The organism is Cesiribacter andamanensis AMV16, from assembly GCF_000348925.1.
Classification (GTDB): domain Bacteria; phylum Bacteroidota; class Bacteroidia; order Cytophagales; family Cyclobacteriaceae; genus Cesiribacter; species Cesiribacter andamanensis.
The window spans coordinates 18,555-33,845 of sequence record NZ_AODQ01000039.1 but is presented as its reverse complement, the minus strand read 5'-3'; the positions used below and the strand labels follow the sequence as shown (position 1 = coordinate 33,845).

Sequence of the window (15,291 nt, the reverse complement as noted above, 5' to 3'; positions counted from 1 at the left end):
CTCTTTTGACTGGTGAGCGTTTCTGCATTTTTCTTAGTGGCCATAGATCCGGCCGGACCGCACGCTTCGTACCTACTGCAAATCAATTGGAAACCAAACCATTTTCAACGTATGCTACGCAAGCACATAACACGTACATTTTTAGCTGGAGGCCTTCTGCTGAGCAGCGCCCTGTTTAGTTCATGCAAGGATGATGATGCACCCGAGATGATGATGGAGCCCGGCGGCAGCCTGCAGGTAGCCGACCAGATGCTCTCCGCAAATACCATTCGGGTAGATGCCATAAGCATGGACAAGGCTGGCTGGGTTGTGGTGCACAAGGCCTCAGCAGCGGGCGGACCCGTGGTGCCAGACATTATCTCTATTCCCAAACAGCTGCCTGCCGGCAGCAGTATGGATGTTGCCATCATGCTGCGGGAGGATGTAAGCCTGCAGGAAGGCGAAACCCTCTGGGTAATGCTGCACACCGATGCAGGCGTCATGGGCACTTATGAGTTTGATGCCAGCACCTCTGTAGATGCTCCCCTAACCGATGCCCAGGGCAATATGGTGATGCAGTCCATTGAGGTGATGTCTGCCGCTATTATCGCCCAGGATCAACCCATCAGCAACAACAGTGTGGTCATAGATGAGGTACGGGCAACGGTTGATGGCTGGCTGGTTATCCACAATGACAACGGCATGGGCGAGCCTGTAATACCCGCCATTATCGGCAAAACCTGGGTGGAAGCCGGTACCACTACCAATGTGGTAGTAGAACTGGATGAGACAAACCTGCAGCCCGGCCAGAAGCTCTTTCCGATGCTGCATGTCGATAGCCCGGCAGATGGTGAATATACGTTCCCCGAAAATGGCGATGCTCCGGAAGTCTTCGGCCAGAACATCATCATGGTAAACTTTACGGTTGAGGAAATGCCCTAAGGCAACCAGAAGCTGGCTACTCTGATTCTTGCAAACATGAGTCATCCCGAATTTTTAGCGGGACACTTAATAAAAAGGCCTCAGAATGAATCTTGAGGCCTTTTTATTAAGGTAGGCTGTCATCTCGACCACCGGGAGAGATCTTGGAAAGTTTTTAGTATGAGTTGTCCTATGCCGGATCTCTCCCGCTGGTCGAGATGACGTCCCTTCTTTATGTTTTTGGGCTAGAATACAGTAATCTAAGGCTGTTTTAGCCATTTAGAAAATTCGGGATGACTCATGTTTTTGTCCCAGGGGGGCAGCACGGACCTGGCAGGTGGCTGCGCTGAAAATGCTTACATGAACACCACTTCATCCAGCAGGCCGCTGCCGTACTCCCGACTAATGATCTCCAGCACCTTGCTTTTGCTGTTGTTGAGCTCGTGCTTCAGGGGGGCCGAGCTGAGCTCTACAAACAGCACCTTGTTGCGCACATAGATCTTTTTGGTACGTTTGGCAATGGGTGCTCCCATTAGCCGCTCCCAGGAGGCCACCAGGCTTGCCTCATCAAAGCGGGCCTTGATGTGGTAGGTCTTTAGCAGATCCTGCAGGGCCTCGCCTACCGTATAGGTATTTTCAGTTCGGTTACGCCGGCGGTTATTATAGGAGGAGGAGCTCATGGAAACAAAGATACTAATCCTGGAACAAGGGCCGGCACAGGGGGCCGTTTCTTTTCAGAGGCCGCCAGGGCAGGCGGGCCGACCGGCATAAAAAAGCCCCTTTCGGGGCATTTTTAAGCGTTAATCAAAAGCAGTACGCTGGATACGATTCTTGACGGGGGGCACCGTCTTCAGGTAGGCAAAAATGGCTTTGGCCTCGTAGTCGGTTAGCTCCAGGTAGGGCACCATGGGGTAGCGCAGGGCTGGTTCTCCGTCTTTCAGGCCATATTTCACTGCTTTAATAAATTGCTCTTCCGTCCAGTTGCCAATACCGGTTTCCTTATCGGGGGTCAGGTTAAGGGTATTCATGATCCGGCCATCATTATCGGGCATTTTATTGCCGCCAGCCAGGTAGTGGAAACTCTGCTCGGGGTTGAGCATATCCATTTTGGTGAAATCGCCCGAGTGGCAGGTCCAGCAGTCCAGGTTGGTGGTGAGGTAGCGGCCAAAAGCCACCAGATCGGTTGTATCGGGCTGGGGCACTACATGAGCGGGCATGGGCAGGGGTTTAAAGGCCACATGCGCCAGGAATTTGGTCAGGAAAGAAGGCTGGCTGGGCGTGCTGGCAATGGGGGTAGGCTGCACCCAGGGATCATCCGAGCGCAAAAAGGCAACAATGGACTGCAGGTCCTCATCCGACATATGTGGCAGCTTGGCCATATAAGGGGGTGCATACTGTCCGTTGCGCTTCACCCCTGTGCGTAACAGGTAGATCAGCTCGCCATCGGTGTAGGCGGCAATGCCATGCCGGGCATCCTGCGTAATATTAGGGGCGTGGATCTCGCCAAACTCGGCCGGAGCATCTTTCATATGCTTGCCGCTGAGGCGCTGCGTTTCGGCATTGAAATGGCAGCCGGCACACAGCATGGATGCCAGTTTTTTGCCTCGAACTACCCGGTTAGGGGTTAGTTCTACAGTTTGCTGAAGGGTGGGTTTATCATAGGTGGGGATGCCCCTCCACTGGATAAACAGAGCGGCCGCTGCAATTAAAAGTACAATTGCAGCAAGTCCTCCGAGAACGTAACGGAACACTTTTTTCATGAAAAGGGCGGTTAGGGGTGTAAGCGCGTACTGGGTGTCTCTGAAAAAATGGAACAAAGACGGTATTTAAATATAAATATCTTGATTATTTATTTAATTACCCTAACAATATCATGAAAATTTTAATGGGTATAGTGCAAATTTATCTGTATAGTACAGAGCCAATACCATTCCCTAGTGCTCAGTTAGGAGTTCCTGTACATCTACCTGCCGGGCCCTTCCCTCCTCGATCATGAAATAGGCCACTTCGCTATCGGCCAGACCCTGGAAGAGGCGGGCACTGCGCTCGGGCCGGGCATCGGTGACAAACAGCTGCCCAAAAGCATGGCCAGACACCAGTTCCATCAGGCGGGCCATGCGCTTATCATCCAGTTTATCAAAAATATCATCCAGCAGCAGCAGCGGCTTAAAGCCCTTGTGGTCCCGCAGCAGATCAAACTGGGCCAGCTTAAGGGCAATCAGGAAGCTTTTTTGCTGCCCCTGAGAGCCGTAGCGTTTCAGGGGGTGGCCGCCAATCTCAAATACATATTCATCTTTATGCGGGCCGATGCGGGTACGCTGTTGGGCCAGGTCCCGCTGCAGGTTTTGGGCCATGAGGGCATCTGCCTCGCCTGCATTCAGGTTGGTCTCATAGCGTATGCTTACCTCTTCCTGCCCGTCGGCCAGATGGCGGTAGTGATAAGCAAACAGGGGGAGAAATTCAGCCAGAAAGGCCAGGCGACGCTCCAGCAGGGGCAGGCCCCATTGCAGCAGCTGCAGGGTAAAGGGCTCCAGCAGATCGTGCTGCACACGGCCCTGCTCCCAGAAACTCTTCAGCAGGCTGTTGCGCTGGCGCAGCGCGTGGTTGTAGCGCAGCAGGTTCTGCAGGTAGTCGGCATCAATCTGGGAGAGGATGCCATCAAAGAACTTGCGCCGCTCTTCGGAGCCCTCCCGGATCACATCGGTATCATTAGGAGCGATCATCACCACTGGGTAGCGGCCCACATGCTCGCTCAGGCGCTCGTACTCCTTGCGGTTGCGCATCACCAGCTTGCGCTGTCCCTGCTGCAGGCTGCACTGCACAATGTCGGTAGCCTCCTCCCGCCTGAACCAGCCACGGATCAGCATCAGCTCCTCCTGATGGCGGATGCTGTGGGCATCGGTGGTATGGAAGGCGCTTTTGGTAAGGCTCAGGTAATAGACTGCATCCAGCAAATTGGTCTTGCCACTGCCGTTGGCTCCCAGCAGGCAATTGATATCGGGCGAAAATTCAAGGGCCTGTTCGGGGTAATTTTTAAAGTTAAGCAGCTCAAGTTTTTGCAGATGCATTAATTATTTTCTTGTAATGGGTTTTTCCCTTATTTTCGCACTGGCCGGCTACAGCATAAACATTTGGGTCTGGAATTGTTTGCATTAAGAAGAGCTGATAGCCCCTAACCCCACCGGCTACGTAACCAGACGTAGCAGCAAATTGAGAAAACCTATGGCAACAACAAAGAAGGCAGCTTCTAAAAAGCAGGAAAATACAGCCACCCAAAACGGCTTCTCGAAAGAAACCTATCTCTACTGGTTTGAGAGCATGTTGCTCATGCGCAAGTTTGAGGAAAAAGCCGGCCAGCTCTACGGCCAGCAAAAGATCCGGGGCTTCTGCCACCTTTACATTGGGCAGGAAGCCTGTGTGGCCGGTGCTGTTACCGCCCTGGAGAAAGGCGATAAATGGATTACGGCTTACCGCGATCATGCCCACCCCCTGGGCCTGGGCACCGATCCCAAGCCGCTGATGGCCGAGCTCTACGGCAAGGCCACTGGCGTAAGCAAAGGCAAGGGCGGCTCCATGCACATGTTTGATGTGGAAAAGGGCTTCTATGGCGGTCATGGCATTGTAGGGGGTCAGATTCCCCTGGGCACCGGCCTGGCCTTTGCCGAAAAATACCTGAAGACCGGCAAGCTCTGCATTGCCTATATGGGGGATGGCGCCGTGCGCCAGGGAGGCGTACACGAGGCCTTTAACCTGGCCATGGTTTACAAACTGCCCTGCATTTTTGTGATCGAGAACAATGGCTATGCCATGGGTACCTCCGTAAAGCGTACCTCCAATGTAACGGAGCTGTACAAAATAGGCTCGGCCTATGATATGCCCAGCGAGCCCGTAGATGCCATGGATGTAGAAGCCGTGCACCAGGCCGTAGCCCGTGCTGCCGAGCGCGCCCGCAGCGGCGAGGGCCCCAGCCTGCTGGAGCTGCGCACCTACCGCTACAAAGGCCACTCCATGTCGGATCCCGCCAAGTACCGCACCAAAGAAGAGCTGGAAGAGTACAAAGCCAAAGACCCCATTGAGCAGGTGCGCCGCACCATTCTGGAGCGGGGCTATGCCAGCGAGGCCGATCTGGAGAAAATCTCCGACAAGGTAAAGGAACAAGTGGCTGAATCTGTGCAATTTGCAGAAGAATCGCCCTGGCCAGACCCCGCTGAAGCCTTCACAGACGTGTATACACAGGAAGATTATCCCTTTGTACAGGATTAGTTAAAAATTCCTGAAATTATTTAGGGATAATTTGTAGATTTGCACCCTTAATCAGTGTGAAATGGCAGTGAAACAACGTAGACCGAACAAGCCAGAGCATCAGGAAGTATACGAAAGCCCCGAGGCCTTGCGCGAGAGACTTAGTCAGGGTGAGGCATTTCTGGAAAAAAACCGTAAATGGGTTTTCCTCTTAGGCGGATTGATTGCCCTGGCGGTGGCCGGTGTGTTCATATACAACTATTGGCAGGACAGGCAAAATCAGAAAGCGCAGGAAGAAATGTTCCGGGCGGTATTCTATTTTGAGAATGAGAACTGGGACCGTGCCCTGAACGGCGATGGCAACTATCCGGGCTTCCTGGAGATCATCGACAACTACGGCCGCACCGATGCCGGCAATCTGGCCAGTTTCTACACAGGGGTTATCTACCTGAAGCAGGGAGAGTTCCAGCAGGCGCTTGAGCATCTGGATGATTTCTCATCGGACGATATTCTGGTGCAGGCCCGTGCCTATGCCCTGCAGGGCGATGCGCACATGGAGCTTCAGCAGTTCGATCAGGCCGGTAAACAGTACGATAAAGCTGCCAATTACGAGTCTAACCGTTTCTTTACGCCCGTATACCTGGAGAAAGCGGCCGTAGCCTATGAGCAGGCCGGCAACAATGGGGCTGCCCTGGAGCGTTATACGCGCATTATTGACAACTACTATGGTGCCAATGAGTACGAGAATGCCCGAAAACAGAAGGCAAGGCTCGAGGCCATGGCATCGAAATAAACTCTTTCTTGATTGAAAGTAGGGGATAAGGTGCCATGCGCCTTATCCCTTTTTTTGTTTTCAGGGGGTAAGGAGAAGAAACCTCTCTCATGAGTTGGGCTCTTCCGTAAATACGCCCGGTTTCACCCCACACCCCCAGTCCCAAACCAATTACTCAACCCGCCTGCCGGCGAGGCAGGTACTCAAACAGATAAAACCCCATGGCTTCCAGCTTAAAAAACCTGAGCACCCATAGCGAAAAGAACCTGATCGACATCAGTCAGAAGCGCTTTGCCATTCTTGTATCGGAGTGGAACGAAGAAGTAACCGAAGCCCTATACCACGGCGCCCTGCAGAGCCTGCTGGAGCACGGTGCCAAAGAGAGCCACATCATCAGCCAGACAGTGCCCGGCAGCTATGAGCTATCCCTGGGTGCCCAGTGGATGGCCCAGCGCGATGATGTGGATGCAGTGATCTGCCTGGGCTGTGTGATCCAGGGAGAGACCCGCCACTTTGACTTTATCTGCGATGCCGTAGCCCATGGCATCACTCAGGTAAGCCTTAAATACAACAAGCCTGTGATTTTTGGGGTGCTCACCCCCAACACCCAGCAGCAGGCCCTGGACCGGGCCGGCGGCAAGTGGGGAAACAAAGGCGATGAAGCCGCCCTTACCGCTATTAAAATGTTAGGCCTACAGCAAAACCTGAAATGATGAGAGTGATCAAATTCGGCGGCACCTCCGTTGGCAGCCCCGAGCGTATGCGCATGGTGGCAGAGCTTTCTCTAAAGCAGCCGCAACCGGTAGTGGTGGTGCTATCGGCCGTATCGGGCACCACCAACGCCCTGGTAGAAATGGCCGCACTGGCCACAGAAGGTCGCCACAAGAAAGCCCTGCTGCAGATGGACCTGCTCCAGGAAAAATACCTGGCCTTTGTACCCGATCTCCTGCAGGCGGAAGAGAGCCGCCAGCAGGGACATGCCGTGCTAAAGGAGCACTTTGGCTGGCTGGAGCAGCTGCTCCAAAAAGAAGATTTTGGCCCGGTAGAAGAAAAGGAAGTACTGGCCCAGGGCGAGTTGCTCTCCACCAAGCTGTTTGCCGCCTTTTGCCAGGAGCAGGGCATCAGCGCACGCCTGTTGCCGGCGCTGGACTTTATGCGCATTGATGCCTGGGGAGAGCCCGAGATCGAAACGATTGAGAAGCTGTTGAAGCCGCTGCTGGAGGCCAGCTTTAAGGGGATTTACATCACCCAGGGCTATATTTGCCGCAACCAGCAGGGCCAGATCGACAACCTGCGCCGGGGCGGCAGCGACTACACAGCCTCCTTGATCGGCGCAGCCCTCCGCTCCGATGAGGTGCAGATCTGGACCGACATCAGCGGCATGCACAACAACGATCCGCGCATTGTAGCCAATACGCGCCCCATTGCCAGCATTTCCTTTGATGAAGCAGCCGAGCTGGCCTATTTTGGCGCCAAGATCCTGCACCCCAGCAGTATTCTGCCCGCGCAGAAATACAACATACCGGTACGCCTGCTCAACACCATGAAGCCCGAGGATGAAGGCACCCTCATCAGCGCAACGGCCGAAGAGGCCGGCATCAGGGCCATAGCGGCCAAGGATGGCATTACGGCCATCAAGATCCGTAGCGGGCGCATGCTCATGGCCTATGGTTTTCTGCGCCGGGTGTTTGAAGTATTTGAGCAGCACCGCACCCCTATTGACATGATCACTACCTCCGAGGTAGCCGTTTCCCTCACCATTGATGATGCCACCCATCTGCCGGCCATCACCAAGGCGCTGGAGCAGTTTGGCTCGGTAGAGGTAGACGAGCAGCAGACCATTATCTGCATGGCCGGCTACAACCTGATCAACCAGCCCGGCAGGGCCGCCCAGGCCCTGGAAGCCCTGCAGCACCTGCCCCTGCGCATGATCTCCTACGGCGGCAGCCGCCACAACTTATCGCTGCTGGTGCCCTCCCGTTTTAAAACGGAGGCGCTGAAGAGTTTGCATAAGCAGATTTTTGGGTAGGGTTGGTATCCAGAAAAACAAAAAGGCCTGTTCACACAGGCCTTTTTGTTTCACTTCTTCAGTATGGTAAAACCGCATTGTGCACTCACCTATTTGCCCTTCCCCTGAACCATTACCAGAGCGGTCATCATCATTACCCGCATGTCAAGGCGCATTGATGCATTATCGATATACAGAAGATCGAACCGTAACCGTTGAAGCATCTCACCCACATTCTCGGCATATCCAAATTTGACCTGTCCTAACGACGTAATGCCTGGCTTGACCCGTAAAAGACGCTTGTAATGCGGCGATTTTTCAACAATCTGATTGATCCAGAATTGCCGCTCTGGACGAGGGCCTACTACGGCCATATCTCCCCTTAGTACATTATAAAATTGAGGTAGTTCATCAAGCCGTGTTTTGCGCATTATCTTACCCCATTTTGTGATTCTGGGATCACAGTCAGAAGAAAGTGCAGGGCCGGCCAACTCTGCATCAACCCGCATACTCCTGAACTTATAAATCTTAAAGGGAACCCCATCTTTTCCTATTCTTTCCTGAGAAAAGAAAACAGGTCCTTTTGAGGTGATTTTGACCATCAAGCCAACCATTAACAAAACAGGGCTGATCAGTAGTAACACCGACATTGAGAAAACAATATCAAACGTTCGCTTAAAGACCTTATTTTTCAGCTCATCTAAAGGAATAGCAGAGATATTAAGGACCGGAATATTGTTATACTGCTCAAGCTTAATGCCTTTTTTAGAGAAGCCCCTAAAATCAGTTATCAGCTTTACCTTTATTATATTGGCATCAGCAAAGTCCAGCAGCTCTTTCACTTTCTGATACCGTACATAGGGCAAACAGCAGTAGATTTCATCTATGTTATGACGCAGGGCAAATTCCTTGAGATCCTCCATCTTTCCCAGAATTTTATTCCCTTTAACATGGTTGTCAAAACATCCAAACATGCGGTAGCCATACTCCGGATGCTCTTCAAAATGTCTGGATAGTTCTTCGGACAACTCCCCGTACCCCATAATCACAACATTTCGGGTATTGTAACCCATGGTACGGTAGGCCTGTAGGGAATAAAAGAACATACCTTTCCATCCAAAGTCCAGTACAAGCAGGAAGGCGTAGGTAAGTAGTAAGTGTTGGCGGGAATAGTCATCTATATTCCCAAAGAAAATAAAGGCTGTAAAGACCAACAGGTGTATGGTCAGCAATCCGATTTGCCTACGAAGTACTTTGGATAAAACTTCTGTACGGGCAATTTGAAATGGCTTATTGAGCGCTGTAAGGACTAACCAACTGATGTTAAAAAAATAGTAGAGCTCAGCATAGAGAAACTCGGACAAAAAACCCAGATGCCCAAACGTACTATAAAAGGCTACAGCAAAGGCAATGTTAATAACGGCCAGATCGCCAAGAATTTGAAGGCTGTTTAGAAATTTAGAATACCGGTGCGCTCCCATGTCTGTTACTTCAATAAGGGTTGCAAAGTAACAAACTATACATTTAAATTTTAATCGTATTTTAACCCATTATTACATTGCCTGAATATTTCGCAAAGATCCCTTAAGCAAAACAATCTGCAGGTGTTGTTATAAAATCACCCAATTTTTCTTCCACGTATTGTTTAATCTCAGACTCAAAGCGTTGCGAACTAAATTTCTCGGCATGCTTTCTGATTTTTAATGGGTCAAAACTTACTTGTTTTCTCTCAAAATCATGTACAGCCGCCACAATTGCAGCAGCTGTTTGCTGATAAAAAAACGTTCCTGTTTCAGATGCCAAAACTGTTTCCAGGCTTCCGCCTTTCCCATATGCAATAACAGGAGTACCACAGGCCTGAGCCTCAACGGGTATAATTCCAAAGTCTTCTTCGGCGGCAAAGACAAATGCTCTTGCCCTCTGCATATACTCCTTTAATACCGGAAAGGGCTGATAGCCCAAAAGCTCAATATTTTTCGTGGCTTTTTTTCTGATCTTCCCCATATCCGGACCATCGCCAATAACAATTAGCCGCTTGTCCGGAAGTTGGGAAAATGCTTCTACAATCAGATCAATTTTCTTGTAGGGTACCATTCTGGAGGCTGTCAGATAAAAATCTTCCTTCTCTTCCACAAGGCTAAAACTTTCTACATCTACCGGGGGGTAAATAACCGTGGCTTCGCGCTTATATACTTTTTTAATGCGTTTAGCGATATACTGCGAATTGGCAATAAAATGATCAACCCGGTTTGAGGAAATAACATCCCAGGTACGCATCCGGTGTAAAATATATTTGGCTATCCATCCTTTAACTCCCCTGGTCAGGTTGGCCTCCTGCAGGTACTGGTAGTATAAATCCCAGGCATAGCGCATAGGCGAATGGCAGTAGCATATATGGAGCTGATTGCTGTGGGTTAATACCCCTTTGGAAACAGACGTTGAGGAGGAAAGAATTAAATCGTACTGGGAGAGATCGAATTGTTCTACAGCCAGGGGAAACAGGGGTAGAAACTTGCGATGGTTGGCTTGTGCCGTAGGTAATTTCTGAATAAAGCTTGTTGTGGCCACCTTCCCCTGAAGCATCCGCTGCCGGTATTCCTCGGGAAAAAAATCGATCAGAGAAAAGAGATCGAAATTGGGATTTACATTCAAAAAGGACTGAACGCACTTTTCAGCTCCACCTTCGGTAATCAGCCAATCATGAACGAGAGCGGCCTTAGTATTTTGAAACATGTTGGATTGGAGAACCGGCAAGTAATGAAAATAACAAAGCAAAGGTAATGACTCCCTGATGATTTGCCAGTAGAGTTTCTGTGAAAAAGGTACAGTAGAAAAAAGGTAGTAATAACAGAATCAGCACATTACCCTTCTTCCATCCACCATAAAACGCCGTTAGAAATGCTGCCACAAAAAGGCCAAGCCCAAGCAAACCATAGTGAAGTAGAAAGCTCAGATACTGATTATGCACCTCAAAGGATTTTAAGGTAACCGGGTAGCCTCTAGCCAGAAAAACCTCCTCTACAGCTACTGTTCCCGTGCCGGCACCATGCCCAAGCAACGGGCTTTGCAGCCAGGCTTCGTAGCCCGCCCGCCAAAGATAAGTGCGGTCACTGGTTCCGCTTGCATTGTTTACTTTACTTCTGATATAGGGAGAGGCGTACCAGAGTACTCCAGACGAAATCACCAGAAACAGAAGGGGGCCCACCAGCAGGTAAAGCTTCTTTTCCTGCACAGCTTTAACCATAAAGTATGCCAGGAATACCCCCCATACCGCAACCAGTGCCATACGTGATGCCAGAAAGATAATGAAGGCATTCAAAAAGAGAAAAAGAAGTGCATAGAGCCACTTTTTGGTTCTCAGAAAAAACCAGAATGAAACCAGTGCTGCACCTCCGGCAAACATCGTCCAGCGGGGAACCAGAAAATCGTGCAGGTACGGGAGTATCCATTGGTAATACGCAAAGTTCATTTGCATACCCTGTGCCGTATGGTTGAGGTAATGCGCATACACAAGGCCAACACCATAGAGCGCACTACAAACGGCCGAGAAAACATATGCCTTTAAAATGAATATTCGCCTTGTGTCGGAAAGTTGAAGGCTTCCCAGAATAAGGGGGAAGACCAGAAGTGCAAGTTTTTTTTCTATCTCCCACCAACCCCTGAGAAAATGATCTGTATAGATCAGGCTCACTAAAAATACAGCAAACAAAGTCAGAAGGCAGAGTGCGGGCATATTCCTTTTTAAGCGCACCCATTTTTCAGGCCAGTTACCGGAAACTAACCAGCATGCTGCCAAAGCAGCAATTCCAAGAGAGGATAAAAGATGAGAATACGGTAGTGAAATAACTATAAAGGCCAGCAAATAGACATAGATTGCCTCAGATTGCCATTTGATATATATTTTCAATTTCACGAACCATTTTAGTTGCAGAATACTTCAGCCGAAAAGACGCATAGGCGTCCGCAGAAAAGCGCTGATAGGTTGGCTGATCTTCCATCAATTTCAACAGGGAACCGGCACCTTCAGCAATACTTCCCAAAGGATAAAGAAAGCCGTTTACCCCGTGTGTAACCACCTCATTATTTCCCACAACATCTGATGCCACTACCGGAATCTTCAAGGAAAAGGCCTCTATCAAGGCAAAGGGCAGGCCTTCATGGCGGGAGGTGGTTAGATATACATCTGCCTCGGAAAGCAGTTTTGGAATGTCCTGCCGAAAGCCGGCAAACGTAATGTTGGTGAGCCCCTCCCGTTGGGCCGCCTGCTCCAACGCCACCCTGTCCTCTCCATCTCCAATCCACAGAAAGCGGATCTGGCGATACTCCCGAAGATGTTTGGCGATAGCAAACGTCTCCTGCATGTTTTTCTGGTGATCGAAGCGGGATAGGGTAGCCACCACAAAAGAGGGGGTATTTTCCTTAGCTCCTTCTGGCTGGGCGATCCGTTCCAGGGGCTCAATTCCATTATAGATTACAGCGGACCGCTGGGGCTTAAGGATTCCTGCATTTACACAATAGTCCCGTTCACCGTAGGATACATTAATAAAGCGGTCGGTAAGGGGGTATAAAGCTTTTTCTACCCCATAGTACAGCAAACGCTTAAGGCCGGTAACAGTGGTAGAAACCCCATGATAGGTATGAATTACGCGCAGGCCGGGCACCAGCAACTTCAGCAGGCGAGAGTAAATTCCAGCCCCTTTACCGTGGGAATGAACAATGTCAATCTGCTTATTTCTACAAAAGGCCGCCACCCGCAGTAAGGCTTCGGGCGTTAGCTTCCGGTGAGGTACTACCTCAACCCCCTCTACCTTTGGGTGGTTTTTCCAGATAGAATAATAGGGCTCATCTTTCGGGCAGGCTACATACACCGGGTAGCTGATCTTATCCAGCAGAATATCCACATGCTTGGGCCCTCCTCCGAGATCGGCCCTTACAGTGACAAGCAGTACCTTAGGCGAGTTTTTTTGCATGATTGACAATAAACATGTAAGCCAGGGCAAGTTGGGTAATCAGAAGATCTGCCAATACGGAAGCGCCCGTATTATTACTTAGTAAGACCCCTATCATAAAACAGAAAAGAAGCCTGCCAAATAGGGTTTTCCGAATGGCCGGAGTCCGCAACTGATAAAACATGATCAGGAAATAAAAAACCCCAAAAAGAAGTGCCAGCACTCCGCCATAGGCCAGTAGCGTAAAGAAATAGCTTTCCGGCACACCGGCAAATGTCAGGTGCAGATCAAAGAACGCATTGGTTTTCTCGAGTGCTGCAATGTAGGATTCTCGGTTAAAGCCATAGCCCGTTAACAGCCGCCAGGGTGTCATGGCAAATGAATAGAGTGTAAGCATCCACACCCCTGTTCTTGCACTAATGTTGGCCTCACCACCGCTATGCTCATAGCTTGCCATAGTATATTTCAGCTTGTTGATCAATACAATATTGACATCAAGATTCCACAGCACAACTAGAAGACAAACTGCGGCAGCAATAGCCATCATACTCCCCACCAGGTGCTTCAGCTTAAATCGGGTGGTTGTAAAGTAAAGAAAGAGTGCCAGCATGTTTAGCACCACAAACACCAGCAATGCTTCCCGGGCAGTTAGCAGTCCAAGGTTAATTAGTACCAGCCCAAGCAATACATAGTTAAGCCTGGTGGTTTGGATACTTTCACTAAATATGCTGCCTATATTCAACAGATAGATCAGCACCAGATAAGTACCATATATTCCATGATTTCCGGTATAACGAACAAAGCTTCCGGAAGAGAAATTATAAATGAGATTTGAAAAGCCACTTGGCATCAACTCGGCTTTCCAGGTAGCACGCTGCATAAAACTCCCCCACGACAGGCCCGAGCTGTGTTTGGAATAGAGAAAGCCCATCAGGCTCAAAACAATCACCCAGAAGGCTATTTTATTGAACTGCACCAGAAACCGATCGAAGCCATCATAATCTGCTATGGCTACGATGCAGAACACATACAGCAAATATTTGACAGTTTTAAAAAATCCAGTGCTCTCCGGATAAAAGTAGAGATGGACACTACTGGAGAGAAGAATTACCCCTAATGCGGCCAGCAAAAAATAGTAGGGCTGCAGATGGGCCGCATAATTGAGCTTAAATTTATTCAGGATCAGATATAGCAGTAACAGTACAGGCAACAAGAATTCCTGCGGATAGAAAATGAGCCCATTCAAAGGCTCAAATTTAAAGCTTAGCGGAATAGTTAATAATAGATAGTATATCCACTTAACTACTGTTGCTCGGGTAAGTATCATCTACTTGTGAGATGTGTAAACACTTCCTTGTATTGGCTTACTATCTTGTCGAGGTTGTACCGGTCATAGGCGCTTTTTCGTATTGCCTCTTTTGAAAAAGCTGTTTCTCTAAGTTTCGCTACGTTATCAGCAAAGCCTTTTACATCGCCAAAGGGGGCCATATAACCATTTATGCCCTCCAGAATAATTTCAGCTGTGCCGCCCGGCGAATCAAATGCAACAACCGGTGTCCCGCAGGCATGTGCCTCCAGCACCACATTAGGAAAGCCCTCATAGGCTGAACTGAGTGCCAGACAGTGGGCCTGGGCCATATACTGATAGGGATTTTTTTGTTCTCCAAGAAAGAATACTCTGTGTGAAATTCCCAGTGAACTGGCCTGCTGCTCCAGCTCCTGCCTGAGCTCTCCCTTCCCGATCAGGTAGAGACTAACATCCGCAGGCAAGAGCGCCATACTCTCCAAAAGCAAATCTACCCGCTTTTGAGCGTTAAGTCTCCCCACAAATAATACATTGAATGTTTTATGAGAAAATACCTGCGGTACTGCCTCCAGCTTTTTTTCTACCTGGGCAAAATCCAGCGGGTTATTAATTACGGCAATCTTTTCGGCAGGAAATTCATAATTCTCGATAAGATCATTTTTCATGTACTGGCACTGGCAAATTACCGTGTCAAACCTCCGATACACCGTCTTAAACAAAAGATCAAATACTTTAGGAAAACTTTCTGATTTGTTATGAACGCTTATTGTATTAGACTCTCTGGCTATAAATTTGATATTAGCAGGCAGTAAGGGACGTAGCAGCGCAATCAGGAGATTAAGATGGCCCAGGGTAGAAAAAACAATATCCGGCTTTTCCCTTCGCAGGTGGTTGGCAACTGCCACAAAAGCGTATCGCGTCCGGTTTACATCCAGCACGTGGATATTGGCATCGGGGGGGAGCTGTTCCAGGTAAATCCCTTTTTTCTGGAATAATACAAGGGTTGGCTCATAGCAATCCCGATCAATCGCTTTGAAGAGATTTACCACTACCCGCTCGCTTCCTCCTCCCTCTAAAAACGGCACCAGAAAAAACAGCCTTTTTTTTCGCATCA

The 15,291-nt window shown here is 49.6% G+C and carries 14 protein-coding genes; 5 read left to right on the top strand and 9 right to left on the bottom strand.

Annotated elements, in window-relative coordinates:
- The first annotated feature begins 111 nt into the window (after positions 1-111).
- On the top strand, positions 112-921 hold the full coding sequence (locus ADICEAN_RS09145) for a DUF7282 domain-containing protein (RefSeq protein ID WP_009195294.1): 810 nt from the start codon (positions 112-114) through the stop codon (positions 919-921).
- Positions 922-1,256: 335 nt separating this feature from the next.
- On the opposite strand, the gene ADICEAN_RS09140 is transcribed toward ADICEAN_RS09145, so the two are convergent.
- The 3 genes from ADICEAN_RS09140 to recF all read right to left on the bottom strand — a co-directional run bounded on the left by ADICEAN_RS09140 (position 1,257) and on the right by recF (position 3,968).
- On the bottom strand, positions 1,257-1,580 hold the full coding sequence (locus ADICEAN_RS09140; protein WP_009195293.1) for a DUF721 domain-containing protein: 324 nt from the start codon (positions 1,578-1,580) through the stop codon (positions 1,257-1,259).
- Between the two features lie 120 nt (positions 1,581-1,700).
- The gene (locus ADICEAN_RS09135) at positions 1,701-2,660 is read right to left on the bottom strand and encodes a c-type cytochrome (protein ID WP_040396603.1); all 960 of its coding nucleotides are present in this window, start codon (positions 2,658-2,660) and stop codon (positions 1,701-1,703) included.
- A 174-nt stretch (positions 2,661-2,834) separates the two neighbouring features.
- A complete protein-coding gene (recF, locus tag ADICEAN_RS09130) occupies positions 2,835-3,968 on the bottom strand; it encodes a DNA replication/repair protein RecF (RefSeq protein ID WP_009195291.1) in 1,134 nt (377 codons plus the stop codon).
- Between the two features lie 154 nt (positions 3,969-4,122).
- Here recF and pdhA point away from each other — a divergent pair, with 154 nt between their 5' ends.
- The 4 genes from pdhA (at position 4,123) to ADICEAN_RS09110 (ending at position 7,943) form a co-directional block, all read left to right on the top strand.
- Positions 4,123-5,163, top strand: coding sequence for a pyruvate dehydrogenase (acetyl-transferring) E1 component subunit alpha (pdhA, locus tag ADICEAN_RS09125; protein WP_009195290.1), 1,041 nt, complete (start codon positions 4,123-4,125; stop codon positions 5,161-5,163).
- Positions 5,164-5,224: 61 nt separating this feature from the next.
- The gene (locus ADICEAN_RS09120) at positions 5,225-5,935 is read left to right on the top strand and encodes a YfgM family protein (RefSeq protein ID WP_009195289.1); all 711 of its coding nucleotides are present in this window, start codon (positions 5,225-5,227) and stop codon (positions 5,933-5,935) included.
- A gap of 200 nt (positions 5,936-6,135) precedes the next feature.
- On the top strand, positions 6,136-6,627 hold the full coding sequence (ribH, locus tag ADICEAN_RS09115) for a 6,7-dimethyl-8-ribityllumazine synthase (protein ID WP_009195288.1): 492 nt from the start codon (positions 6,136-6,138) through the stop codon (positions 6,625-6,627).
- A complete protein-coding gene (locus tag ADICEAN_RS09110) occupies positions 6,627-7,943 on the top strand; it encodes an aspartate kinase (RefSeq protein WP_040396602.1) in 1,317 nt (438 codons plus the stop codon). The genes ribH and ADICEAN_RS09110 overlap by 1 nt, the downstream gene beginning before the upstream one ends.
- Before the next feature lie 89 nt (positions 7,944-8,032).
- On the opposite strand, the gene ADICEAN_RS09105 is transcribed toward ADICEAN_RS09110, so the two are convergent.
- The 6 genes from ADICEAN_RS09105 to ADICEAN_RS09080 form a co-directional block, all read right to left on the bottom strand.
- Complete coding sequence (locus ADICEAN_RS09105) at positions 8,033-9,403, bottom strand: sugar transferase (protein ID WP_009195286.1); 1,371 nt, start codon at positions 9,401-9,403, stop codon at positions 8,033-8,035.
- A 103-nt stretch (positions 9,404-9,506) separates the two neighbouring features.
- Complete coding sequence (locus ADICEAN_RS09100) at positions 9,507-10,655, bottom strand: glycosyltransferase family 4 protein (RefSeq protein WP_009195285.1); 1,149 nt, start codon at positions 10,653-10,655, stop codon at positions 9,507-9,509.
- On the bottom strand, positions 10,639-11,829 hold the full coding sequence (locus tag ADICEAN_RS09095) for an O-antigen ligase family protein (protein ID WP_161622680.1): 1,191 nt from the start codon (positions 11,827-11,829) through the stop codon (positions 10,639-10,641). The genes ADICEAN_RS09100 and ADICEAN_RS09095 overlap by 17 nt, the downstream gene beginning before the upstream one ends.
- Positions 11,801-12,892: a glycosyltransferase gene (locus tag ADICEAN_RS09090; protein ID WP_009195283.1), complete on the bottom strand. Its 1,092-nt coding sequence runs from the start codon at positions 12,890-12,892 to the stop codon at positions 11,801-11,803. The genes ADICEAN_RS09095 and ADICEAN_RS09090 overlap by 29 nt, the downstream gene beginning before the upstream one ends.
- Positions 12,873-14,117: an O-antigen ligase family protein gene (locus tag ADICEAN_RS09085; RefSeq protein ID WP_040396601.1), complete on the bottom strand. Its 1,245-nt coding sequence runs from the start codon at positions 14,115-14,117 to the stop codon at positions 12,873-12,875. The genes ADICEAN_RS09090 and ADICEAN_RS09085 overlap by 20 nt, the downstream gene beginning before the upstream one ends.
- Positions 14,118-14,194: 77 nt before the next feature.
- Positions 14,195-15,289, bottom strand: coding sequence for a glycosyltransferase (locus ADICEAN_RS09080; protein WP_009195281.1), 1,095 nt, complete (start codon positions 15,287-15,289; stop codon positions 14,195-14,197).
- Positions 15,290-15,291 lie beyond the last annotated feature (2 nt).

Excerpts from the sequence above, each read along its gene's own strand:
- ADICEAN_RS09145 (WP_009195294.1), top strand. The coding sequence starts at position 112 with ATGCTACGCAAGCACATAACACGTACATTTTTAGCTGGAGGCCTTCTG.
- ADICEAN_RS09140 (WP_009195293.1), bottom strand. The coding sequence starts at position 1,580 with ATGAGCTCCTCCTCCTATAATAACCGCCGGCGTAACCGAACTGAAAAT.
- ADICEAN_RS09135 (WP_040396603.1), bottom strand. The coding sequence starts at position 2,660 with ATGAAAAAAGTGTTCCGTTACGTTCTCGGAGGACTTGCTGCAATTGTA.
- recF (WP_009195291.1), bottom strand. The coding sequence starts at position 3,968 with ATGCATCTGCAAAAACTTGAGCTGCTTAACTTTAAAAATTACCCCGAA.
- pdhA (WP_009195290.1), top strand. The coding sequence starts at position 4,123 with ATGGCAACAACAAAGAAGGCAGCTTCTAAAAAGCAGGAAAATACAGCC.
- ADICEAN_RS09120 (WP_009195289.1), top strand. The coding sequence starts at position 5,225 with ATGGCAGTGAAACAACGTAGACCGAACAAGCCAGAGCATCAGGAAGTA.
- ribH (WP_009195288.1), top strand. The coding sequence starts at position 6,136 with ATGGCTTCCAGCTTAAAAAACCTGAGCACCCATAGCGAAAAGAACCTG.
- ADICEAN_RS09110 (WP_040396602.1), top strand. The coding sequence starts at position 6,627 with ATGAGAGTGATCAAATTCGGCGGCACCTCCGTTGGCAGCCCCGAGCGT.
- ADICEAN_RS09105 (WP_009195286.1), bottom strand. The coding sequence starts at position 9,403 with ATGGGAGCGCACCGGTATTCTAAATTTCTAAACAGCCTTCAAATTCTT.
- ADICEAN_RS09100 (WP_009195285.1), bottom strand. The coding sequence starts at position 10,655 with ATGTTTCAAAATACTAAGGCCGCTCTCGTTCATGATTGGCTGATTACC.
- ADICEAN_RS09090 (WP_009195283.1), bottom strand. The coding sequence starts at position 12,892 with ATGCAAAAAAACTCGCCTAAGGTACTGCTTGTCACTGTAAGGGCCGAT.
- ADICEAN_RS09080 (WP_009195281.1), bottom strand. The coding sequence starts at position 15,289 with ATGCGAAAAAAAAGGCTGTTTTTTCTGGTGCCGTTTTTAGAGGGAGGA.